The organism is Mesorhizobium sp. USDA 3734 (genome assembly GCF_056279665.1).
The window spans coordinates 3,638,933-3,659,866 of the sequence record NZ_JBWCCW010000001.1 but is presented as its reverse complement, the minus strand read 5'-3'; the positions used below and the strand labels follow the sequence as shown (position 1 = coordinate 3,659,866).

Below are 20,934 nucleotides of genomic sequence, written 5' to 3'. Positions count from 1 at the left end.
CGTTGCGAACAAAGCAGAAACGATGCTTGATGGGTGATGAACCTCGCCGCCGCTGATTCGACCTTTCGGGAACCGACCGTCCAGCCTGCCTATCTCGCCCGGCTGAACGACGCCCAGCGCCAGGCCGTCGAGCATGGCGACGGCAAGATTGCCGGTCCGCTGCTGGTCATTGCCGGCGCCGGTTCGGGCAAGACCAACACGCTGGCGCATCGCGTCGCCCATCTGATCGTCAAAGGCGCCGATCCGCGCCGCATTCTGCTGATGACCTTTTCGCGCCGCGCTGCGGCCGAAATGGCCAGGCGCGTCGAGCGCATCGCCGGCGAGGTGCTCGGCCGCGATGCCGCTGTCATCACCGACGCGCTGACCTGGGCCGGTACTTTTCACGGCATCGGCGCGCGGCTGCTGCGCGACTATGCGCTGGAGATCGGCCTCGACCCGGCCTTCACCATCCATGACCGCGAGGATTCCGCCGACCTGATGAATCTGGTCCGCCACGAGCTCGGCTTCTCGAAGACGGAAGCGCGTTTCCCCACCAAGGGCACTTGCCTTGCCATCTATTCGCGCGCCGTCAACGCGCAGGCGCCGCTTAACGAGGTGTTGGGGTCTGCCTTTCCCTGGTGCGCCGGCTGGGCGGAGCAACTGAAGCAGCTGTTCGCCGGTTATGTCGAGGCAAAGCAGGCGCAGAACGTGCTCGATTACGACGATTTGCTGCTCTACTGGGCGCAGATGGCGGCCGAGCCTGAAATAGCAGCGCATCTGGGTGGGCGCTTCGACCATGTGCTAGTCGATGAGTACCAGGACACCAACCGCTTGCAGGCGTCGATCCTCATGGCGCTGAAACCCGACGGCGCCGGGCTGACGGTGGTGGGCGACGATGCACAGTCGATCTATTCGTTCCGTGCAGCCGAAGTACGCAACATCCTCGATTTTCCAAACCAGTTCGCGCAAGTCGCCGACGTGGTGATGCTCGAGCGCAATTATCGCTCGACCGAAACCATTCTTGCCGCCGCCAATGCCGTGATCGGCGAGGCCTCGGAGCGCTTCACCAAGAACCTGTGGTCGGAGCGCAAATCCAGCGACAAGCCAAGGCTGGTGACCGTGCGCGACGAGGTCGAGCAGGCCAATTTCGTCTGCGACACCATCCTCGCCGAGCGCGAGGCCGGGACAGTGCTGAAATCCCAGGCGGTGCTGTTTCGCGCCTCGCATCACAGCGGGCCGCTGGAGATCGAGCTGACGCGGCGCAACATTCCCTTCGTCAAGTTCGGAGGCTTGAAGTTTCTCGATGCCGCCCATGTCAAGGATGTGCTGGCGGTGCTGCGCTTTGCGGAAAACCCGCGTGACCGCGTCGCCGGTTTTCGCGTCTTGCAACTGATGCCGGGCATCGGCCCTTCGGCCGCCGCGCAGATCGTCGAGACCATGACGACGGCGCTCGACGAAGCGATGGGCCTGGCCGGCTGGCGCCCGCCGCAACGCGCGGCGGATGACTGGCCCGGCTTCGTCTCGCTCTATTCCGGCCTGCGGGCCGGCGCCAAATGGCCGGCCGATCTCGAGCAGATCAGGCTGTGGTACGAGCCGCATCTGGAGCGCATCCACGAGGATGCGACGACGCGTCGGGCCGACCTGTTGCAGCTCGAGCAGATCGGTTCGGGCTATGCCTCGCGTGAACGCTTCCTCACCGAACTGACGCTTGACCCGCCGGACGCCACCAGCGACCAGGCCGGGCCGCCGCATCGTGACGAGGACTATCTGATCCTGTCGACCATCCATTCGGCCAAGGGCCAGGAATGGAAGAATGTCTTCGTGCTCAACACGGTCGACGGCTGCATCCCGGCCGATCTCGGTGTCGGCACCAAGGAGGACATCGAGGAGGAGCGCCGGCTGCTCTACGTGGCGATGACGCGCGCCAAGGACAATCTCAACCTGGTCATGCCGCAGCGCTTCTTTCCGCACGGCCAGGCGGCGCGCGGCGACCGCCATCTCTATGCTTCGCGCACCCGCTTCATCCCGGCTTCGATCCTCTCTGCGTTCCAGCAGGTATCATGGCCGAGCGCGCAGGCGGCGCAGGGCAGGGTGGCCCGGCCGGAGGTGCGCGTCGACATTGGCGCACGCATGCGCGGCATGTGGAAATAGCCACGGGATAGCGCCATGTCCCAACCACCGATACGGATAGCCCTCTCGGGCGCGCTGGGCCGCATGGGCCGCCAGATGGCGGACGCTGTGCAGGGCGATGCGCGGCTGGCGCTCGCCGCGCGCTTCCACCGGCCAGGGATCGTCGGCGAAGGTCTGGTGAGCCGCGACGAGGCGCTTGCCATGGCCGAAATCGTGATCGATTTCACCACGCCGGCTGCATCGGCCGACCTGGCCAGGGTTTGCGCCGAGCGCGGCGGGCCGGCCCTCATCATTGGCTCGACAGGCTTCAGTGCTGCTGAATTGGCTGATATTGCCGATGCCGCGAAAACGGTTCCCATCGTGCGCTCCGGCAGCTTTTCGCTTGGCCTCAACATGCTGGTCGGATTGGTCGAGCGGGCGGCGAGAGCGCTCGATCCCGACGACTGGGATGTCGAGATTGTCGAGGCACACCATCGCCACAAGATCGATGCGCCATCGGGGACGGCGCTGATGCTGGGGCAAGCCGCCGCCGGCGGACGCGGCATCGAACTGGACACGGCCGCAAGGCGGGTCCGCGACGGCGTCATCGGCGCGCGTCCGGCCGGCGAGATCGGCTTTGCGGTGATGCGTGGCGGCAGCATCATCGGCGAGCACAGCGTCAGCTTCTGCGCCGAGGGCGAGACCGTGACCTTGTCGCATGCGGCCGGCGACCGCGTCATGTTCGCCCGCAGCGCCATCGCCGCCGCACTCTGGGTGGCGGGCCGCCCGCCCGGCGAATACGACATGCGCGACGTGCTGGGACTGACCGGCCCATAGCGGCCGATTTGTCGCCCCGGTTGGATGTCCGGATCCATACCTCGTCCACTTCGGCACCGTAAAAAAGAACACCGGACCGTGTAAACCCCTTCAAACCGAACCGTTCGGTTCGATTTCTGTTGACGCACTGTATAGCAGACGGTGAACGCCGGCTTGCTGAACGGTCGCGCCTGGCGATGGGTGTATCCTACTAACCGTATGATTTTGAATAATAAAATTATACCCGCCAAGGCCCTGTGCTGAATTTCAAGGGGTCGATTCACACGGCCTATGGAACATCTTCGTGATTGGAATCCGCGACAAGGCAAACCCATCTCGGGGTGGTCCGAGCGACGCGAATTCCTCCCAAGGGCACGCCACTAGACGGACAGAACAAACACTGGAGTAAATAAAATGACCAAGATCGCTCTTACCGCCGTCGCCATTCTCGTTGCCACGGGCACTGCTTTTGCCGGCAGCGACAACTACGGCTCGGCCAACGCCAATCAGCCTGCCGTCACCGTCGACCAGTCGGCCACTGCTTCGATCTCGAAGTCGACGCAGACCGTCCAGGCCCCCGCTTCGCAGGGCGCTGACCGCAATCTCTTCGGCCGCTAATCGCGACTGCCGATATCAACCCAAAATTCAGGAGTAAATAAAATGACCAAGATCGCTCTTACCGCCGCCGCTATCCTCGTTGCCACGGGCACTGCTTTTGCTGGCAGCGACCACTACGGCTCGGCCAACGCCAATCAGCCTGCTGCTACCGTCGACAACTCGTTCACCGGCTCGATTCAGAAGTCGAATTCGACCGTCGAGAAGCCGGTCACGCAGGGTTCCGACCGCAACCTGTTCGGCAACCGCTAATCGCGTTTCACGAACCAGTCGCAGTCAATCCAATCTCAAAATCAGGAGTAAATAAAATGACCAAGATCGCACTCACCGCCGCCGCCATTCTCGTTGCCACGGGCAGCGCCTTTGCACACGGCAGCGACAATTACGGCTCCTACAATGCCAACCAGCCGGTTGCTAACCAGTCGGCTTCGAGCCAGTCGAATTTCAGCATCGACACTTCGCACACCGGCTCGATCGTGAAGTCCGAGAAGGCACAGGGCGACGCCAATGCCAAGGTGCCGGCTCAGTCTGGCCAGGGCATCTGGGGCCGCTAATCAACGCAGGCCTTGATTACTTGACTACAAAGAGCGGTGGGCTTGGCCCGCCGCTCTTGTTTTTTGCGTGGATAAATAGGCACCGGCCGGCGGCTCGGCTCAAGGCGCCGATCTTTGCAGTTGGCAAAAACATTCCACGTCCAGGAATAAAACCGGACTGCCCAGGGTCTTGTCCTTAGCGGAACCGTCCTCCCAAGACGCCGCCTGACGGAAAGAACCAGGAGACATGAAAATGAACAGGATTTCTCTCGCCGCCGCCGCCATCCTCGTTGCCACCGGCAGCGCTTTTGCCGGCAGCGACCACTACGGCTCCACCAATGCCAACCAGCCGGCTGCTCCGGTTGCCGGCGTCGATCATGCCGTCACCGGGGCGGTCAAGAACACGGATATGGCCGAGCACAAGGCTGCCGGTACCAGGACGAAGATCACCACCGATTGGCCGGAACCCGGCCAGGGCATCTGGGGCAACTGATGTCTCAGGCGCGGCGGGTTCTACCCGCCGCGCCTGCTCGACACCAGATTTCTAGCCTCGATCCTTCGGCCGCAGGCAATGTGTCAGCCGGGCGGAGGACAGGTTGGACCAGTCGCTCTCAAAGATGAAGCGCGCAAGGGCTGCCGTCGGGAACTTTTCCTCGAGCGTCTTGCGCGCCTTGGCCTCTGACCCTGGAGCGACAAGCTGTCTGGCAAGATCTTCCAGGCCCGGATTGTGGCCGACCACCAGCAAGCTGTTGCTCGCCGGGTCGGTTTGCTGAAGCTGGCTCAGAATATCCGCCGCTGAAGCATCGTAGAGCGCTTCGGCAAACGCGACCCGTGGATGCACGGGCAACTCCGCTGCCATCAGCCGCCAGGTGTCGCGGGCGCGCAGCGCCGACGACACCAGCGCCAGGTCCGGCAGCCAGTCGCGCGCCGCAAGTTCGCGCCCCATCAAGCGCACTGCCTTCACTCCGCGTTCGGCCAGGGGTCGGTCGAAATCATCGAGATCAGGGTCGTCCCAGCTCGATTTGGCGTGGCGCAGGAGAAACAGCTGTTTCATCAATTTGATTCCGACCAGGGAATGTCGGTGTGAAAGTCTTTGCCATATCCGCCGCCGTGCTTTGTACCGGCTTCGGTGTCGAAAGCTGCTGCCAACTGGCCGTAGATGAATAGGCCGACACGCCACTCACCCTGGTCCCATCTAACAGCGATGTCCGCTTCAGTGATTGGCCAGGCTCCAGACCGAATGTGTATTATTCCTATGATTGGCCCGACCGTTTTACTCTGCATTTCGCAGAGGTAAAAATATGCGGTGGCGTTTTGCGGGTCTCCGGCCTCGTCATATTCGAAGACCCCGGCAAGGTCGCCTTTGGCACGGATCGCACTGTCGAAAACGTCCATCAGCCTATACGCGATCCTTCAAAATAGCGTCGAGACGTCGCGCGCGCCATGCACGATACGAACGATCTCGACGCGTTCGTCGGCGAAGCGATACAGAACGAGGTAGTTGGCGACGGTCAACGCCCGCACCTCGGCGCCGATATCTGGCCGACGCGGACCAGATTCGGGAAAGATTGCCAATTGCAGGATGCGCTCGGCGACAGAATCCAGAAAATGGTCGGCCGCAAGCGGGCTGTCCGTCGCGATGGCAAACCAGACGTCGATCAGGTCGTTCTCGGCCGCCGGGCTGCGGACAATCGGGACGCCGGCCATCCTCTGCTACTTTGCGCCGCCGAGCCGACTGCGGGCTTTCTGCTTGATGGCCTCGATGTCGAAAGGTTCGAATGGACCACTCTCCACGCCTTCCGTCCATGCCCTCCGCAGCCGCTCCACTTCGGCCTCACGCAAGGGTTGGCGCAGCCGCCATTCACGCAGCGCCTCACGAATCACCTCGCTCGCCGACCCGTATTGCCCGCTGGCAACGGCACCCTTGACCATCTCCAGCAGTTCAGGGGAAAGCGCAACGCTCACTTTCTCGACGGTCGTCATCAACTGGCTCCTTGCAAGGATGGTAGCAATATTTGCTACCATCTTCAAGAATGACTCACGGCGTGATGCGCGCCAGATGCTCGAGGTCGGCTTCCTCACGCAGCGGGTCGGGGGCCATCACCACCGAGGTGCTGTTGTCGGCATCGTCGGCAAAGTGGGCAAGCACGGTGCGGCCGGCCTCCATGCGCGCCTTGCCCTCGGCGACCAGTCCCAGCGCCAGCGGATAGAGCCGGTGTTCGGTCTTCAGCACGCGGGCAGCCAATGTATCCGCATTGTCGCCGACCATCACCGGCACGGCTGCCTGGGCGATGATCGGACCGTCATCCATCTCGGAAGTGACGAAATGCACGGTGCAGCCATGGATGCGCATGCCGGCGGCCAGTGCGCGCGCATGCGTGTCGAGCCCCTTGAAAGCCGGCAGCAGGGCAGGGTGGATGTTGATCATGCGGCCCTGCCACTTCTGGACGAAGCCGGGGGTGAGGATGCGCATGTAGCCGGCCAATGCCACGATCTCGGCATTGAATGCCGCGAGCGCTGCGTCGATGGCGGCGTCATGCGCCTGCTTGCTGCCATGGTCGGCACGCGAGATGACCTGTGTGGCGATGCCGCGCGCCCTGGCGATGCCGAGGCCGGCGGCGTCCGCCTTGTCGGAAATGACGCCGACGATCTCGGCCGGGAAGGCCGGGTCGCTGGCCGCGGCGATCAGCGCGGTCATGTTGGAGCCGCGTCCGGAGATCAGGACAACGGTGCGTTTCCTCTGCGCGCTCATAGGCCGATCGAGCCCCGATAGATGACGCCGGCATCTCGGCGCGGCACGATGCGGCCGATCGGCGTCACCGTCTCGCCGGCCTCCTGCAGCACAGCGGCGACCTGCGCCGCCTGGCCGGAGGCGACCGCCAAAATCATGCCGATGCCGCAATTGAAAGTGCGCATCATTTCTTCCGGCGCCACGCCACCGGTCTTGGCCAGCCACGAAAACACGGGAGGGACGTCGATCGCCTCGAGGTCGAGCTCGGCCGAAAAATCCTTGGGCAGCACGCGCGGAATGTTTTCCGGGAAGCCGCCGCCGGTGATGTGGGCGAGCGCCTTGATGCCATGCGTGTTGCGGATGGCCTTGAGGATCGACTTGACGTAGATGCGGGTCGGTTCGAGCAGCGCCTCGGCGAGCGTCGCTTCGTCGTTGAACGGCGCCGGATCGCCCCACGCCAGGCCGCTGACGGCGACGATGCGGCGCACCAGCGAATATCCGTTCGAATGCAGGCCCGAAGAAGCCAGGCCCAGCAGCACGTCGCCCTCTACGATGTCGTCGGTGGGCAAGAGCTGGCCGCGTTCTGCCGCACCCACGGCAAAGCCGGCAAGGTCGTAGTCGTTGCCGTGATACATGCCGGGCATCTCGGCCGTCTCGCCGCCGATCAGCGCGCAGCCGGCCTGGCGGCAGCCTTCGGCAATGCCGCCGACGATCGCGGCACCCTGGTCGGGATCGAGCTTGCCGGTGGCGAAATAGTCGAGGAAGAACAGCGGTTCGGCACCTTGAACGACGATGTCGTTGACGCACATGGCGACGAGATCGATGCCGATCGTGTCGTGCTTGCCGGCATCGATGGCGATCTTCAGCTTGGTGCCGACGCCGTCATTGGCCGCAACCAGCACCGGATCGGTGAAGCCGGCGGCCTTGAGGTCGAACAGGCCGCCAAACCCGCCGATTTCGCCATCGGCGCCCGGGCGGCGTGTCGCGCGCACCAGCGGCTTGATCTTCTCGACCATGAGATTGCCCGCGTCGATATCGACGCCGGCCTCGGCATAGGTGAGCCCGTTCTTCCGCTTGCTCGTCTTGGGCTGGCCCGTTTTGGGCTGGCTTGGGTCGCGCTTGCTCATCGCAATTTTCCTGCTCGTTTGCGGGCTCTTCGCATGAACGGTTTCAGTCCGCAAGGATAACGGCGGCCCGGCGGCGTTTCGGTATGACAAAACCGTGGACAGCAAATGCGAACCGCCAGGTCGCATGATAGAGGGTGATTGGCAGTCTGTCCCTTGCACCCACCCGCCATCTCCATCATCTATCAACAAAACAAAGCGACGGGACATCGCCTTGACCATCCCTAACATGATTACCATCCTGCGCCTTGTTCTGGTGCCGGCGGTGGTGCTGGCAATGCTGCAGGCGCGCTGGGACTGGGCTTTTGCCGGGTTCCTTGTTGCTGGCATTTCCGACGGCGTCGACGGCTTCATCGCCCGCCGTTTCAAGCAGCAATCCACGCTCGGCGCCTATCTCGACCCGATGGCCGACAAGCTGCTGCTGGTTTCGGTGTTCGTGGTCATGGGCTTCATCGGGCAATTGCCGCTATGGCTGGTCGTCACCATGGTGTCGCGCGACGCGCTGATCGTCTGCGCTGTCGTGTTGTCCACCGTCATGGCGCATCCGGTCGAGATGAAACCGCTGTTCGTGTCGAAGGCCAACACCGCCATCCAGATCGTGCTGGCCGCGGTTGTGCTGGGCGAACTCGCCCTTGCCGTTCACCTCGACCCGCTGAGGCCAGCCCTCATATTGATGTCCGGGGTCTTGACCGTGGCTTCGGCCGCAGCCTATCTCGTGGCTTGGCTGAGGCACATGAGCGGCTATGGCGAAGGCTCCACTCCGGACATCTGAGACAGAAGCGGCGGCGACAGAGGCTGCGGCCGTCGACATTGCCGCGTCCGCAGCCTTCCGCCGCCAGATCTTCTTCTGGCTGGCCGGCGCGGCCATCCTGGCGCTTTTTCTCTATGTCTTCAGCGCCATCCTGTTGCCCTTCGTCGCCGGCATGGTGCTCGCCTATTTCCTCGATCCCGTCGCCGACCGGCTGCAGCGGCTCGGCCTGTCCCGTTTCATGGCGACTGTGGTCATCCTCATCACCTTTCTCGTCGTGCTGGTGCTGGCCTTCGTCATCCTCATTCCGGTTCTGGCCACGCAGATGGCCGATTTCGCCGGCAAATTGCCGGAATATCTGACCCGGCTGCAGAGCCTGATCACATCATTCGACCCGAAATGGCTGGAGCAGAAATTCGGCGTCAACGCCAATGGCCTGCGCGACGGCCTGAATTCGCTGCTGACCTCCGGCTTCGGCCTGATCACCACCGTCTTCACCTCGCTGTGGAGTTCCGGCATGGCGCTGGTCTCGGTGGTCAGCCTGTTCGTGGTGACGCCGGTGGTCGCCTTCTACATGCTGCTCGACTGGGACCGCATGGTGGCAGTCATCGACAGCTGGGTGCCGCGCGACAACGTCGCGACCGTGCGCGCCATCGCGCGCGACATCAACACCGCAACAGCCGGCTTCGTGCGCGGCCAGGGCACGCTGTGCCTGGTGCTGGGTGCCATGTACGCCACCGGGCTGACGCTGACCGGCTTGAATTTCGCCATCCTCATCGGCCTGTTCGCCGGGCTGATCTCGTTCATCCCCTATGTCGGCTCGCTGACCGGGCTGGTGCTGGCCGTCGGCGTCGCCTTCGTCCAGTTCTGGCCGGACTGGACCATGATCGTCGCCGTCGCGGTCGTGTTCTTCATCGGCCAGTTCATCGAGGGCAACATCCTGCAGCCACGGCTGGTCGGCAAGAGCGTCGGCCTGCACCCGGTATGGCTGATGTTTTCGCTGTTTGCCTTCGGCGCGCTGTTCGGCTTCGTCGGTTTGCTGATCGCGGTGCCGGCTTCGGCTGCCGTTGCCGTGCTGGTACGGTTTGCCATAGCCCGCTATCTCGAATCGCCGCTCTACAAGGGCCATGGCGCGGCACCTGTACCGCAGCTTCCGGCCGATCGCGGCGGCGGCCACCGCACGCAACCGCGTCGCTGAAGTGACCGCCCAGCCAACCGACCCGCCGCGCCAGTTGCCGCTCGATCTCGGCCATGGCACCGGCTATTCGCGCGACGACCTCGTCGTCTCCGGCACCAACAATCAGGCTGTGGCCTTGGTCGACCGCTGGCCTGACTGGCCTTCACCGGTGGTCGTGCTGGCCGGTCCCGCCGGCTCCGGCAAGACGCATCTGGCCTCCATCTGGCGCGGGCGTGCCAACGCTATGGCGGTCGATGCCAGGCACATTGGCGACAGCATCGCCAATCTCGGCGCCCGGCCGGCGCTGATCGACGATGTCGATACCGGAGCGGTTGATGAACAAGGCCTGTTCCATCTGATCAATGCGGTGCGGGGTGCCGGCTCCACACTGCTCCTGACGGCGCGCCGCTTCCCATCGGCCTGGGGCGTCAGGCTGCCCGATCTAGCCTCGCGGCTGAAGGCGGCGGCGACAGTCGAGATCCATGAGCCCGACGATCTCCTGCTCGCCGGCGTCATCACCAAGCTGTTTGCCGACAGACAGGTCGAGGTCGAGCCGCATGTCGTGCAGTATCTCGTGCGCCGCATCGAGCGCTCGCTGGCGACGGCCATGCGCGTGGTGGAGCGGCTCGACCGCACCGCGCTCGAGCGCAAGACGCCGATCACGCGCACGCTCGCCGCCGAAACCGTCAACGCCATGGACGAGGGGCAGGGTGAGTTCGAGATCTAGACGGAGGGCTTTTGCGCTTAGCGAGAGACGAAACCTTGCTTGGCCATACAGCCAGCGCAAGCTTCCGATCCTTGGCCCCGAGGGACAACTACTCCCGTCATTGTGCCATTTCGGGAAATAACAGCTGGCATCCATCTTGCTGCGATAGCTTGCCGGCTGACCCCGGTCCTGATTGCGTTCCAAATCAGGTGTAGGCTCGCCGGGAGATGGCGTTGGGGTTGTCACCCGGCGAGCTTGCCGTCAATTGTGTTCCCGGCGCTCAGGCGCGGCGATAGCCGGCGAGTTGGACGTCGTCGACGTCGGGCAAATTGACTACGATGTTTTCCGGGGTGCGGCAGGCCAGCCACCACAGTTCTTCCGTCGTGCTCATATTGGCTTCGAGATGCGGCAGGAACGGCGGCACGAACATGAAGTCGCTGGCCGACAATTCGACGAACTCCTGGTAGTCCTCATCAAAATAGATGCGGTCGTTGCCGGACAGCAGACAGGCGCCGGTTTCGGCCTCGCCACGCTGGGAAGCCCAGCAAGGTGACCGTACGGCCGCGCCAATCACCATCCATATTGCATTTCGGGAGAGGATGGTCGGAGTGGAGAGATTCGAACTCCCGACCCTCTGGTCCCAAACCAGATGCGCTACCAGGCTGCGCTACACTCCGAACGGTCTGTTGCCTATTCATTTCAGTGGAGCATGGCAAGTGCAAAAACCTTGCCGCCGTGCGCATTGCGCAGTAATGACGGGCGAAGGGTGGCAATGCTGCCTTGCACAATAACGAGGTGGCCATGTCCGCGCGCATTTTCAGCCCAGCCAAAACCGCGATGCAGTCCGGCAAGGCCAAGACCGGCCACTGGGTGCTGGAATTCGATCCTGAGATGCGCAAGAAGATCGACCCGTTGATGGGCTACACCACGTCGGGCGACATGAGAAGCCAGATCAGGCTCACCTTCGACACAAGGGAAGAGGCGGTGGCCTACGCCGAAAAGGAAGGGCTCGCCTTCCGCGTAGAGGAACCGAAAGAGACCAAGCGCCGCCAGATTTCCTATGCGGAGAATTTCCGCTATGACCGCAGGACGCCCTGGACGCATTGATCGGCGGCCAGCGCCAGTATCCAACCGGCCCAGCGGCCGGCCAGCGGTCCCGTAGCTCAGCTGGATAGAGCACCGGCCTTCTAAGCCGATGGTCACAGGTTCGAATCCTGTCGGGATCGCCAACAATTCAGGTCCGTTCTGGACACCTAGGCTTACTTTTCGAGGGCCCTACGGATAGTTCTTTTTTGGTGCGGGCTTGGGCGGCTCCTTCTGGAAAACGATTCCGCAGCCTTTGACCGTGGATGCATCTTCGATTGCCTGCATCTCGCCCTTCAGCCGCGCGACTTCCGCTGCCGACGCGCCGTCACCGTTGGCAAAGAACAGCACGGGCCAGAAGACGATCATTCCAACGGCAACCACCGCGGCATCCTGGCCGGCCTTCTTGTTTTGAATACCGGCTGCTTCCGTGGCCCGTCTCGATATGTTTGTGGCCTCCAGAGAAAGCTGTTCGCATGTCAGGTTCTGGTAAAGAATCGGCGAGACATAGCTCGCCTGAATTTTTTCAGGTGGTGTAGCGCACCCGGCAACCATCGTGGCGGCGCCAAGCGCCGCCCATTTCAAGATATTCATCCCCCAAGCCCTCCCAAGGCGAGGGAAGTCATTGCACATGACGTCGGCCAAGTCGAAGCAGAAATCCCAAACAACTAGGAATTGTGCTGTTTGCTGGCAACCAAGGACTCATCTGCTCCTTCGGTGCCAGATGCATCGTATTATTTCGTGACTCGGCCTTTTCGGAACCTTTCCCACGCACGACGCGTTCGGCGCCTGTATTCGCAAAGCCTCATACAAAAAGCGGATAGGTGCGAGGTAAACACGGGTGGGGAGGAGTGTTGCAATGTCGAACCGAGAAATAGGAATATCTTCGGCCCTGGATCGGCGCATCGCCGTTCTCAAGGCCAGGATGCGGGACGCCCGGATCACCGAATACGAAATGAAGACCTTTCAGAAAGTGGCTTCCATCATGGGAGGCGCCGAAGGCTCCCTGCGCCTTGATGCCGACGACCTGATCGCGGCCTCCTTTGTCGTCGACGCGCTGGGTGAACCAACGCTCAACTGACGGCGGCAGTCTGGCTTCGAGCACCTCTTGCTCTGCCCAGCAGCTTGGTCCGAGCCTCCAAGCTGGGAATCAGGATGGCCGCTTTTTCGGCGGCCGTCCTGCGGCGTCCGCGCACGCAAGCATCTGTCGCGGGCGGCCAACAGCGGCTTGCCGGTGTAGCGATCCTGTCGCAAAAGCCACTAACCACCGGTGCCTGAACTCAGCGCTATCTCCTTGTTTTGACGCAATCTCGGAGGAAAGCGCCATGCGTTTTTCCCAGGAAAACCGTTTCACACTTTTCCTGGAATTGCTCTATGCCGCCCGGTATCGAATTGGAGGGAAAGTCTTATCAATTTGTTTGCGTTGGTGCGTCATAGTAGCGATGGCTAACGGAGTTGAACGCGATGAAGCTCGATCTGTCACCGACGAGCTGGGGCAGGGTGATCGCTGTCACGGTAGCCGGTACGGCATTCTTCATTGCCGTGGCATTCTTCGTCGATTCCTTCAATTTCCCCTATCTGTCACCCGAGGCAGTGTGGCGGGCGGAGATGACCGACCTGATGCTGCCTTTGGTGCTGGGCGGCTCGTTTCTGTTTTTCCTCATGTGGAAGATTCGCCAGCTGGCCATCGCCCAGCGCGACCTCAGTGTCATTGCCGCGACCGATAGCCTGACCGCGGTGCTGAACCGCGGAGCCTTTTCGATGCTGGTCGAGGCCTATCTTGAGCAGACCCGCAAGCAGGAGCAGACCCTTTCGGGGGCGCTGCTGATCATCGACGCCGACCACTTCAAGTTGATCAACGACCGCCTCGGCCATGACTGTGGCGACCAGGCGCTCAAGCTGATAGCGCAGGCGATCAAAGGGCAACTGCGCGGCGGCGATATTGTCGGCCGGATCGGCGGCGAGGAATTTGGCGTCTTTCTTCCCGGTGTGGATCCCTCGCAACCCCGGATGGTTGCCGAAAGCATCCGCCGGCGTATCAGGGAGATGGACTTTTCGCCCGGTGGCAGACCGTGCCCGCTTTCCGTCAGCATCGGCGGCACGAGCTTTACCGGCCCGATCACCTATGAGGAGATCTTCTCCGCCGCCGACAGAAGGCTTTACACGGCCAAGTCGAACGGACGCGATCAAGTCAGCTTTGATCCGACGGGGGCCGCACCGGCGCCTCTGCCCAGCGTTGCCACGGTGCATTGACAATAACGGTGGCCATCGCAACCTAGAAAACCGTCGCGTCCTGTCACGGTTGGGGACAAGAATCCTGGGCACTCGGACAGCACGCCGATGTGCAGGCTGTCGCGCAGAGAGCGTTTTCGCTTTGCCGAGATCACGCTAAAGAGATGGTCTTCTCCCGCCTGAGACGGCAGACGTCGAAAATCTGCCGACCTATGCGCCTCGTTTCGACCACGATCTTTTCGGTCGAGCTCCTCTTTTGAGCAGAATTTGCCCCAGGTTTCATCAGCCGCTCCTCGTCAAGAAGGCTGTTCAAACGGAAGGGCTTCTCGCACACAAGATCATTTTGCACGCACAGCGCTGGCAAGAGTTGGTATATGGTTTTGCTTGACGACGAAGGAAGCGACGGATCGAAGACAACGTGATCGGCGGGCGCATCCAGACTTCGACTGATCAGATCGCGCGCTGCTTGCTTCGAAAGGATGTAGCCGGCCGTTCCGATGTGGAACCTGTATAGTCTAGACACCGAAAACGCACGGCCCACGGAAGTGCGCTTCATCGCAATGACGGTCTTCCTTAGGTATGTCTCCAGCTTGACGATGTCGGCGTCGGCCGGAACCCATCCATCATCGGAGAGCATCGGGCCAGCCGCTTCGGACAAAAGGACATCATCTTCGAAGATCGCACCAAAAGCGTCATCACCATCCGCGATGATTTCCCAGCAAATCTTGTGGCTCATAAGGCAGGCCACTTCCGTGGGGGTCAAATTTGGTGAAGTCTCGGCAAATTCCGGTCGACGCCACGCGTCTACGGCAGCAACCCGGTTGAACGAGACACCAATCTTCGCGAATTCAGCTGTGACATGGGCAAGGCGATCGGGAGACCGATCAAGGTTGATGACCATACATTTCATTGATGCCCCCCGGCTATCTACCGATTATCGTTACTGCTTTGGAATTTGACTCGGATCTATCCTCCACGCCGGAACGACCGGGCTTAACCAAATAAATCTCTACCGCAGCGCTCGCAGCCTGCTATTCGGTCTTTTGCTCCCCAGGTGGACCACCCGGTTGCTCCTGTCGAGATAGCTGTCTGAATGGATAAAATCGAGATAATCAGGGTTTGCTGGACCGAGACGCGGTTGTTCGCCGATCTCGTCGTTCACCATCAAGAGGAGGTTCTGGCGATATCAGAAAGGAATTCGACCGTGGATCCTTTTCAAGGGACGAGACGGACGGGAACGCATAGGAGATGCGGCTTGTGCCGCCTGTGATGTATTTGAGCAACAGATTGGCCACTTAGCAATCATTGAGCGCCCCGTAATTGACTCAACTTGCGCAATAGACGATCGATATTTTATGCAGCTCGGCGTCAAGTAACGTCCTCAATCGCCCGGCGTCCGCCCTGGGTCAGGTAACGCCCTCGATTGCCCGAGTGGCCAGCACGCAACGGCCACGTTTTCACTAGCGGCAAACAACCGGCCAGGCAGGGCAAAGCGCAGCGATCATGCTCCATCTGTTCAATGGTTTTCAGGACCCTTTTGGCGGCAGTGACCTTGAGGCTCTGGAGCTTTACCGACTGTTGAGTGCCGATACCAAGGTTCACCTGTGGGCAACCTCCTCCAGGGTTTCCGGTGAGCTGATGCGACACTCTCCAATTCGCCGCATATCGCCGCAAACGCGGAACGTGCCTGATGGCGGCACCTATGTCTTTCTCGGCGCGCATTGGCGCAACAAGGTGTGGCCTTACCTGATCCCACGACCGCGCCGGCTGATCTACGTCTTCAATACCTTTCACCCGAAAGTCATCGCGCTGACGACACGCATGCCCCGCATGCTGAATTGGCCCGACGCCGAACTGGTGCTGATTTCCGATTTTCAAAAACGCTTGCTGCGGGTCGATGGCGTCGTGCATCCGTCGCCAATCGACATCGAACGTTTCTCGCAACGGCGGGCGAGGCCGGATGGTCCGTTCACGGTGGGTCGGCTGAGCCGCGATGCGCCAGACAAGCATCACGCCGACGATGTGCCGCTCTACGAGGCATTGCTGGCGGATGGCGCCGCGGTGCGGATTCAGGGCGGGATGCCGCTCAAGGACACGCTCGCGCCGCATCCGCGATTGGAACTCCTGCCGCAGGGCCAATTTGCGGCTGAAGAGTTCCTGCTGACGCTCGACGCGTTCTACTATCGCACCGGCTCGAATGTGGTGGAGACGTTCGGCCGCGTGGTATTCGAGGCGATGGCCTGCGGCTTGCCCGTGGTCTGCCATTCGCAGGGCGGCTATGCCGACCATATCAGGCATGGCGAAAACGGTTTCCTGTTCGAAACGACGCCACAAGCGGCACGGATCCTGGCCGATCTCAAAGTCGATCCGGCGCTGAGGGCGGCAGTAGGGCTCAAGGCACGGCAGACGGTAGAGCAGCTGTATTCGCCGCAGGCACTTCGACAGCGGCTGGATTTCTATCTGCGTTAGCGGCACACCATCCCATGGGCCGTGCCGATCCCCGCGCAACAACATGCCCGGCGTGTTTGTCATCGATCCCGACATCGCGCTAAAGCTGGCACGCAAACGAGCCATCGGGGCGGACTGGCAGCGGCGCGCCACGGACTGAGCAGGACTTCTTGACGATGACATTGATGGGCGCGGCGGCACTGCTGATCCTGATCCTGACCTATGCCGGTGTCGCCATTGGCCGCATCCCCGGCCTGCGCCTCGACCGGGCGGGGATCGCGCTGCTCGGCGGGGCCGCGATGGTCGCCATCGGCGCGCTCAGCATGGAGGATGCCTACCGGGCGATCAATTTCGACACCATCACGCTTCTGCTCGGCATGATGATCGTGGTGGCGCATCTGAAAGTGTCAGGCGCCTTTCGCGGCCTGGGCGCCATCGCCATCGAGCACGCGCACGCGCCCTTGATGCTTTTGGTGATGGTGACGCTGCTGACCGGCGTGCTGTCGGCCTTCCTGGTCAATGACGCCATCTGCCTTGTCATGGCGCCGATCGTCGTCCACGTCACCCGCGTCATCAAGCGCAACCCTATCCCCTATCTGATCGCCACCGCCACCGCGTCGAATTGCGGCAGCGTCGCCACCATCACCGGCAATCCGCAAAACATGGTCATTGGCGCGCTGTCGGGCATTTCCTATCCGGCCTTTTCGGCGGCACTCGCTCCGGTCGCCCTGTTCGGCCTCGTTGCGGTCGTCGTCATCATCCGCGTCGTCTACCGGGCCGAATTCGCCCGCACGGTCCAACTGACGCCCGAGGTCTCGCGTGGCCGCATGCACAAGGGGCAGGTGCTGAAGGCGGTGGTGGTCTGCATCGGACTGGCAATCGCCTTCTTCGCCGGCGTGCCCGTCGCCAAGGCCGCACTCATCGGCGGCGCCATCCTCCTGCTCACCCGCGCCATCAAGCCGGAACGCATCTACCGCGAGATCGACGGCCCGCTGCTGTTCATGTTCGCAGGTCTGTTCGTGGTGGTCGCCGGCGCCGAAAAGACGCTTCTCACATCAGACATGATTGCCTCGGCAAAGAACCTCGGGCTGGACGATGTCTGGCGCCTGTCGGGCTTCACCGCGGTGCTTTCCAACATCATGAGCAATGTCCCGGCGGTGCTGGCGCTCCGGCCCTTCATACCCGGCCTCGAAAACCCCGAGCGCGCCTGGCTGGTCGTCGCCATGAGCTCGACGCTGGCCGGCAATTTCACGCTGCTGGGTTCGGTCGCCAACCTGATCGTCGCCGAACAGGCGCGGGCCGCCGGCACGCAGCTGTCGTTCGGCGCCTTCTTCAAGGTCGGCTTGCCGCTGACGCTGATAACGCTTGGCGTGGGCACGGCATGGCTGGCGTTTGGATTCTAGACCTGGCTGCTTGAGGTCCGCGCCCGTACAAGCGTTGCGGCGGCGTGTCCTGCCGCCCCGATATAATCGGGGTTGTGGTGGATCAGCATGCTCGAGAAGGCGCCGTCCATGAGCAGCACGATCTCGCGTGCCAGCATATGCGGCGCCGTGATGCCGCGGGCCGACAGTTCGGCGGCGAGCCATTTTTCGAAATTTGTCTTGTGCCGCGATCCGGCCTTGACTGCCGGGTGTCCAGGCATCGAGGCAAGCTCCGCGGCCGTGCGCAGAAACCCGCATCCTTTCCATTTGGGATGGCGGGCGACGCGCGCCAGATTGGTGAAAATCGCTTCGACCTTGCGGTCAGCACCACCTTCAGCGGCATCGAACCAGCCGGCCATCTGCTTCAGATTGGGTTGGTCGCGGCCATCGAGGTAGGCAGCGATCAGATCGTCCTTGCTCTTGAAGTGATAGTACAGAGTCCGCTTGGTCAGCCCGGCTTTTTCGGCGATTGCATCGACGCTGACGCGGCCAATCCCTTCGGCATAGAAGAGCTTCGTCGCGGCATCGACGATGCGTTTGCGGGTGGGACTGGACGCTTCAGGCATGGCGTTGAGTATACCGACTAGTGAATATACAAGCAATCGAAAACCTGATCCTTTCCGGTCAACGCATGCTGGAAAGGAAGCCGAATGACCGATCTTGTCCTGGGCGAGACACGTGACGGGGTAGCCGTCCTCACCCTCAATCGTCCCGAAAAACTCAACGCGCTGAACTATGCCCTGATCGATTGCCTGCTTGCGATCCTCGATGACATTGAGGTCGATGACAGCGTCCGGGCGGTCATTCTTACCGGAGCAGGGGAGCGGGCGTTTTCGGCCGGTGGCGACATCCCCGAATTCGCGGCCAGTGTGGCGCTTGGCGTCGATGTCGCGATGCGTGACTTCGTCATGCGCGGGCAGCGGCTGACGGCAAGGCTGGAGGCCTTCCGCAAACCCATCATCGCCGCCGTCAACGGCATTGCCTTTGGTGGCGGCTGCGAAATCACCGAGGCCGTGCCGCTCGCCATTGCCAGCGAACGCGCTTTGTTCGCCAAGCCGGAAATCAACCTTGCGATGCCGCCGACCTTTGGCGGAACGCAGCGTTTGCCCAGGCTCGCGGGGCGCAAGCGGGCGCTGGAACTGCTTTTGACCGGCGACTGGTTTCCGCCGCAGCGCGCTCTTGAGCTTGGCCTCGTCAACCAAGTGGTGCCGCATGGCGATCTGATGCCGGCCGCGATCGGCCTGGCCAGGCGTATCCTGCGGCACTCCGAACTGGCGGTCGCCAGCATCCTCACGGCGGTGACGCGCGGCCTCAACCAGAGCATAGCCGAAGGCCTGCTGGTCGAGGCCGAGCAGTTCGCCCGCATGGCCCCGACCGCCGATCTGCGCGAAGGGCTCGATGCCTGGATCGCACGCCGCGAGCCGGGCTATGACGGCTCGTGGACGCATATCACGCGCCCTGACGAGGCCAGGCGAGCCTCGTTGGCGCTGGATCAGGGCGCCACCACCAAACGGCCTTTCATGTTGGGGTGGAAGCGACAGAAGTAATCGGCCGGTCCCGCGGCCTTCAATGTCAGGCTTGCGGATTTCTTCGGCGGGATCATCACCTCCCAGCCACCTTTCACGGTGGCCGTGTGGGCGAACGCATCCTTGTTCACCCACTCGATCGTGTCGCCGACCTTCGCCTCGACGGTGGCTGGCGAGAACGCCAGCCTGTCGATGGTGACCTGGATGGTTTCAGCTTGCGCCGGAACGATGCCGACGGCCAGCGTCAAGGCAACCCACAGATGGCGTTTCGGCATGATGCGGGTCCCTATTTCAGCATGCCGGCGACGTGTTCGGCATGCTGCTCATGGCCCTGGAATATCTTCAGGCCGGTTTCCAGCAGGCTCTTCAGCTCGGTATTCTGCGCCGACGGGATCAAAAGGGTTTCGAGCGCGCCGTTGACCTGCTTGTGGTAGGCGACCTCGTTGTCGACATAGGCCTTATCGAAGGCAGCACCGTCGAGCTTGGCCAGCTTTGCTCTCTCCTCGGCGGCCGCCTTGCTCAGCGCCTGGCTGGTGGCGTTGTCTTCCGGCGTGACCTTGAGTTTCTTCACCAGGTCTAGCGCCTGCACGTTCACGGCCTCGTGGTCGCGCACCATGTCTTTGGCGAAATCCACGACCTCCCTGGTCTTCGATTTCTCGATCGCCAGTTTGGCCGCTTCAACATCGATGACCCCGGCCGTGTAGGCGATATGGGCGATCTGCGGGTCGGTCGGCTTGTCGGCCGCTTGTGCGAACGGGGCAGTGCCAAGCAGCAGCAGGGCGGCGAGCGCGGCAGTGTGTCGGATAGACATGGCATCTCCTTCGTCCGGACGCTGAAACCGCGCCGGACAGTGTTTCTCGGTTGACGATCATTGGATGCTGGCCGGCGGCAAACGTTCCCGCCAAAATCAACTGAATCGGGTGAGGGTCAGCTTTCCAGCCCGAGCCGCCGCATGACGGCGCTGGTCAGCCTTTCGCAACGTCGGCCGGCGAAGGGGAAGGCATCGAGCAGCACCGGCCCGATCTGGTCGTCCAGCGCCTTGCGCAACAGGGCGCGGGCACGGTGCAGCCTTGTCTTTACCGTTTGTGGCCGCACGCCGAGAAGATCGGCGGTCTCTTCGATGCTCAGCCCCTCGATCACCCGCGACACGAACACCGTCCGGTAGACATCGGGAAGGCTGTCGGTGGCCCGCTCGACCAGCTGGAGGATCTGCCGTTGCGCCATCGTCCGCTCCGGATCGTCGCTGTGGTTGAGAGGGAACCGGATGATCTCGGCTTGCGGATTTTCCGGCAGTGCCACCGTTCTGCGCCTTTTGCGCAGGCGGCCGAGCGCCTCGTTGATGACGATGCGTGACAACCATGTGGCCAGCGAGGAGTCGCCTCGAAACGCATCGAGATGGGCGAAAGCCTTGACATAGGCCTCCTGGACGATGTCCTCGGCCTCGCTGTCATTGCGCACGACGCCGCGCGCGATCCGGTAGAGCCGCTGATTGTAAGTCTTGATGATGGTGCGGAAGGCATCGCCGTCGCGGGCCAGCGCCCGCCGCACGAGCTGCATGTCGTCTGACGCAGCAGCAGGCACGGCCGTCAACACAGCGGGCATGGCCAGTTTCCTCAACCCGATCTCCAGACTGGAACCTCGATTGAGAGATTGGATGCTGTTGCCGGCAAAAGGTTCCCGAACATT

29 protein-coding genes and 2 tRNA genes are annotated in these 20,934 nt (G+C 62.3%); 16 read left to right on the top strand and 15 right to left on the bottom strand.

What is annotated here, in order from left to right; genetic code table 11:
• Positions 1 to 36 precede the first annotated feature (36 nt).
• The 6 genes from ACZ89F_RS18000 (at position 37) to ACZ89F_RS17975 (ending at position 4,545) form a co-directional block, all read left to right on the top strand.
• Positions 37 to 2,130 carry an ATP-dependent helicase gene (locus tag ACZ89F_RS18000; protein WP_476093237.1) on the top strand — a complete coding sequence of 698 codons (2,094 nt, stop codon included), beginning with the start codon at positions 37 to 39 and terminating at the stop codon, positions 2,128 to 2,130.
• Positions 2,131 to 2,145: 15 nt separating this feature from the next.
• A complete protein-coding gene (gene dapB, locus ACZ89F_RS17995) occupies positions 2,146 to 2,925 on the top strand; it encodes a 4-hydroxy-tetrahydrodipicolinate reductase (RefSeq protein ID WP_476093235.1) in 780 nt (259 codons plus the stop codon).
• Between the two features lie 393 nt (positions 2,926 to 3,318).
• Positions 3,319 to 3,522, top strand: coding sequence for a DUF680 domain-containing protein (locus ACZ89F_RS17990; RefSeq protein ID WP_476093233.1), 204 nt, complete (start codon positions 3,319 to 3,321; stop codon positions 3,520 to 3,522).
• 42 nt (positions 3,523 to 3,564) lie between these two features.
• Positions 3,565 to 3,771, top strand: coding sequence for a DUF680 domain-containing protein (locus ACZ89F_RS17985; RefSeq protein WP_476093232.1), 207 nt, complete (start codon positions 3,565 to 3,567; stop codon positions 3,769 to 3,771).
• A 56-nt stretch (positions 3,772 to 3,827) separates the two neighbouring features.
• Positions 3,828 to 4,073, top strand: a complete 246-nt coding sequence (locus ACZ89F_RS17980; protein WP_476093230.1) for a DUF680 domain-containing protein — start codon at positions 3,828 to 3,830, stop codon at positions 4,071 to 4,073.
• A 232-nt stretch (positions 4,074 to 4,305) separates the two neighbouring features.
• Complete coding sequence (locus ACZ89F_RS17975; protein WP_476093228.1) at positions 4,306 to 4,545, top strand: DUF680 domain-containing protein; 240 nt, start codon at positions 4,306 to 4,308, stop codon at positions 4,543 to 4,545.
• 51 nt (positions 4,546 to 4,596) lie between these two features.
• Here the strand turns inward: ACZ89F_RS17975 and ACZ89F_RS17970 are convergent, their stop codons facing one another.
• Genes ACZ89F_RS17970 through purM form a run of 6 tightly spaced genes read right to left on the bottom strand, consistent with a single transcriptional unit; the run spans position 4,597 to position 7,910 of the window.
• Positions 4,597 to 5,106 (bottom strand): SixA phosphatase family protein, encoded by a 510-nt coding sequence (locus ACZ89F_RS17970; RefSeq protein ID WP_476093227.1) that lies wholly within the window; start codon positions 5,104 to 5,106, stop codon positions 4,597 to 4,599.
• Complete coding sequence (locus ACZ89F_RS17965; protein WP_476093226.1) at positions 5,106 to 5,447, bottom strand: hypothetical protein; 342 nt, start codon at positions 5,445 to 5,447, stop codon at positions 5,106 to 5,108. Before ACZ89F_RS17965 ends, ACZ89F_RS17970 begins: the two co-directional genes overlap by 1 nt.
• An 18-nt stretch (positions 5,448 to 5,465) precedes the next feature.
• Positions 5,466 to 5,759 (bottom strand): type II toxin-antitoxin system RelE/ParE family toxin, encoded by a 294-nt coding sequence (locus tag ACZ89F_RS17960; protein WP_476093225.1) that lies wholly within the window; start codon positions 5,757 to 5,759, stop codon positions 5,466 to 5,468.
• Positions 5,760 to 5,765: 6 nt separating this feature from the next.
• On the bottom strand, positions 5,766 to 6,035 hold the full coding sequence (locus tag ACZ89F_RS17955; protein WP_476093224.1) for a type II toxin-antitoxin system ParD family antitoxin: 270 nt from the start codon (positions 6,033 to 6,035) through the stop codon (positions 5,766 to 5,768).
• A 55-nt stretch (positions 6,036 to 6,090) separates the two neighbouring features.
• Positions 6,091 to 6,804, bottom strand: a complete 714-nt coding sequence (gene purN / locus ACZ89F_RS17950) for a phosphoribosylglycinamide formyltransferase (protein WP_126068633.1) — start codon at positions 6,802 to 6,804, stop codon at positions 6,091 to 6,093.
• Positions 6,801 to 7,910: a phosphoribosylformylglycinamidine cyclo-ligase gene (gene purM / locus ACZ89F_RS17945; RefSeq protein ID WP_476093222.1), complete on the bottom strand. Its 1,110-nt coding sequence runs from the start codon at positions 7,908 to 7,910 to the stop codon at positions 6,801 to 6,803. Before purM ends, purN begins: the two co-directional genes overlap by 4 nt.
• Positions 7,911 to 8,121: 211 nt before the next feature.
• Here purM and ACZ89F_RS17940 point away from each other — a divergent pair, with 211 nt between their 5' ends.
• From ACZ89F_RS17940 to hdaA, 3 genes are read left to right on the top strand one after another with little or no spacing between them, the layout of a single operon-like run.
• A complete protein-coding gene (locus ACZ89F_RS17940) occupies positions 8,122 to 8,679 on the top strand; it encodes a CDP-alcohol phosphatidyltransferase family protein (RefSeq protein ID WP_476093220.1) in 558 nt (185 codons plus the stop codon).
• The gene (locus ACZ89F_RS17935; protein WP_476093218.1) at positions 8,651 to 9,853 is read left to right on the top strand and encodes an AI-2E family transporter; all 1,203 of its coding nucleotides are present in this window, start codon (positions 8,651 to 8,653) and stop codon (positions 9,851 to 9,853) included. Before ACZ89F_RS17940 ends, ACZ89F_RS17935 begins: the two co-directional genes overlap by 29 nt.
• 1 nt (position 9,854) lies before the next feature.
• Positions 9,855 to 10,559 carry a DnaA regulatory inactivator HdaA gene (gene hdaA / locus ACZ89F_RS17930; protein ID WP_476097308.1) on the top strand — a complete coding sequence of 235 codons (705 nt, stop codon included), beginning with the start codon at positions 9,855 to 9,857 and terminating at the stop codon, positions 10,557 to 10,559.
• 259 nt (positions 10,560 to 10,818) lie between these two features.
• On the opposite strand, the gene ACZ89F_RS17925 is transcribed toward hdaA, so the two are convergent.
• Positions 10,819 to 11,115, bottom strand: coding sequence for a hypothetical protein (locus ACZ89F_RS17925; RefSeq protein ID WP_476093217.1), 297 nt, complete (start codon positions 11,113 to 11,115; stop codon positions 10,819 to 10,821).
• A 23-nt stretch (positions 11,116 to 11,138) separates the two neighbouring features.
• Positions 11,139 to 11,215 (bottom strand) — tRNA-Pro (locus ACZ89F_RS17920).
• A 124-nt stretch (positions 11,216 to 11,339) separates the two neighbouring features.
• Here ACZ89F_RS17920 and ACZ89F_RS17915 point away from each other — a divergent pair.
• Both ACZ89F_RS17915 and ACZ89F_RS17910 read left to right on the top strand, forming a co-directional pair.
• Complete coding sequence (locus ACZ89F_RS17915) at positions 11,340 to 11,645, top strand: ETC complex I subunit (protein WP_015318428.1); 306 nt, start codon at positions 11,340 to 11,342, stop codon at positions 11,643 to 11,645.
• Between the two features lie 45 nt (positions 11,646 to 11,690).
• A tRNA-Arg gene (locus tag ACZ89F_RS17910) sits at positions 11,691 to 11,767 on the top strand.
• 46 nt (positions 11,768 to 11,813) lie between these two features.
• On the opposite strand, the gene ACZ89F_RS17905 is transcribed toward ACZ89F_RS17910, so the two are convergent.
• Entirely contained in the window at positions 11,814 to 12,215 is a 402-nt protein-coding gene (locus ACZ89F_RS17905; protein WP_476093215.1) for a hypothetical protein, read from the bottom strand.
• Positions 12,216 to 12,480: 265 nt separating this feature from the next.
• On the opposite strand from ACZ89F_RS17905, the gene ACZ89F_RS17900 reads away from it, so the two are divergent.
• A complete protein-coding gene (locus ACZ89F_RS17900) occupies positions 12,481 to 12,702 on the top strand; it encodes a hypothetical protein (protein ID WP_476093214.1) in 222 nt (73 codons plus the stop codon).
• Between the two features lie 383 nt (positions 12,703 to 13,085).
• Positions 13,086 to 13,874 carry a GGDEF domain-containing protein gene (locus ACZ89F_RS17895; protein WP_476093213.1) on the top strand — a complete coding sequence of 263 codons (789 nt, stop codon included), beginning with the start codon at positions 13,086 to 13,088 and terminating at the stop codon, positions 13,872 to 13,874.
• Between the two features lie 130 nt (positions 13,875 to 14,004).
• Here ACZ89F_RS17895 and ACZ89F_RS17890 read toward each other — a convergent pair whose 3' ends face one another.
• Together ACZ89F_RS17890 and ACZ89F_RS17885 are read right to left on the bottom strand one after the other, a co-directional pair.
• A complete protein-coding gene (locus tag ACZ89F_RS17890; RefSeq protein WP_476093212.1) occupies positions 14,005 to 14,754 on the bottom strand; it encodes a glycosyltransferase family 25 protein in 750 nt (249 codons plus the stop codon).
• Positions 14,755 to 15,221: 467 nt separating this feature from the next.
• A complete protein-coding gene (locus ACZ89F_RS17885; protein WP_476093211.1) occupies positions 15,222 to 15,455 on the bottom strand; it encodes a hypothetical protein in 234 nt (77 codons plus the stop codon).
• A 36-nt stretch (positions 15,456 to 15,491) separates the two neighbouring features.
• On the opposite strand from ACZ89F_RS17885, the gene ACZ89F_RS17880 reads away from it, so the two are divergent.
• Together ACZ89F_RS17880 and ACZ89F_RS17875 are read left to right on the top strand one after the other, a co-directional pair.
• Positions 15,492 to 16,322, top strand: coding sequence for a glycosyltransferase family 4 protein (locus ACZ89F_RS17880; protein WP_476093209.1), 831 nt, complete (start codon positions 15,492 to 15,494; stop codon positions 16,320 to 16,322).
• Between the two features lie 155 nt (positions 16,323 to 16,477).
• On the top strand, positions 16,478 to 17,704 hold the full coding sequence (locus tag ACZ89F_RS17875; protein ID WP_476097307.1) for an anion transporter: 1,227 nt from the start codon (positions 16,478 to 16,480) through the stop codon (positions 17,702 to 17,704).
• Here the strand turns inward: ACZ89F_RS17875 and ACZ89F_RS17870 are convergent.
• Positions 17,701 to 18,288 (bottom strand): TetR/AcrR family transcriptional regulator, encoded by a 588-nt coding sequence (locus ACZ89F_RS17870; protein WP_476097306.1) that lies wholly within the window; start codon positions 18,286 to 18,288, stop codon positions 17,701 to 17,703. The two genes, ACZ89F_RS17875 and ACZ89F_RS17870, sit on opposite strands and share 4 nt — an antisense overlap.
• Positions 18,289 to 18,372: 84 nt before the next feature.
• Here ACZ89F_RS17870 and ACZ89F_RS17865 point away from each other — a divergent pair, with 84 nt between their 5' ends.
• The gene (locus ACZ89F_RS17865) at positions 18,373 to 19,269 is read left to right on the top strand and encodes a crotonase/enoyl-CoA hydratase family protein (protein ID WP_476093208.1); all 897 of its coding nucleotides are present in this window, start codon (positions 18,373 to 18,375) and stop codon (positions 19,267 to 19,269) included.
• Here ACZ89F_RS17865 and ACZ89F_RS17860 read toward each other — a convergent pair.
• From ACZ89F_RS17860 to ACZ89F_RS17850, 3 genes are all read right to left on the bottom strand, one after another.
• Positions 19,215 to 19,523, bottom strand: coding sequence for a cupredoxin domain-containing protein (locus ACZ89F_RS17860; RefSeq protein ID WP_476093206.1), 309 nt, complete (start codon positions 19,521 to 19,523; stop codon positions 19,215 to 19,217). The genes ACZ89F_RS17865 and ACZ89F_RS17860 overlap by 55 nt on opposite strands.
• Positions 19,524 to 19,534: 11 nt before the next feature.
• Positions 19,535 to 20,059, bottom strand: coding sequence for a DUF4142 domain-containing protein (locus tag ACZ89F_RS17855; protein ID WP_476093205.1), 525 nt, complete (start codon positions 20,057 to 20,059; stop codon positions 19,535 to 19,537).
• 116 nt (positions 20,060 to 20,175) lie between these two features.
• Positions 20,176 to 20,850 carry an RNA polymerase sigma factor gene (locus ACZ89F_RS17850; protein WP_476093204.1) on the bottom strand — a complete coding sequence of 225 codons (675 nt, stop codon included), beginning with the start codon at positions 20,848 to 20,850 and terminating at the stop codon, positions 20,176 to 20,178.
• Between the last annotated feature and the right edge of the window lie 84 nt (positions 20,851 to 20,934).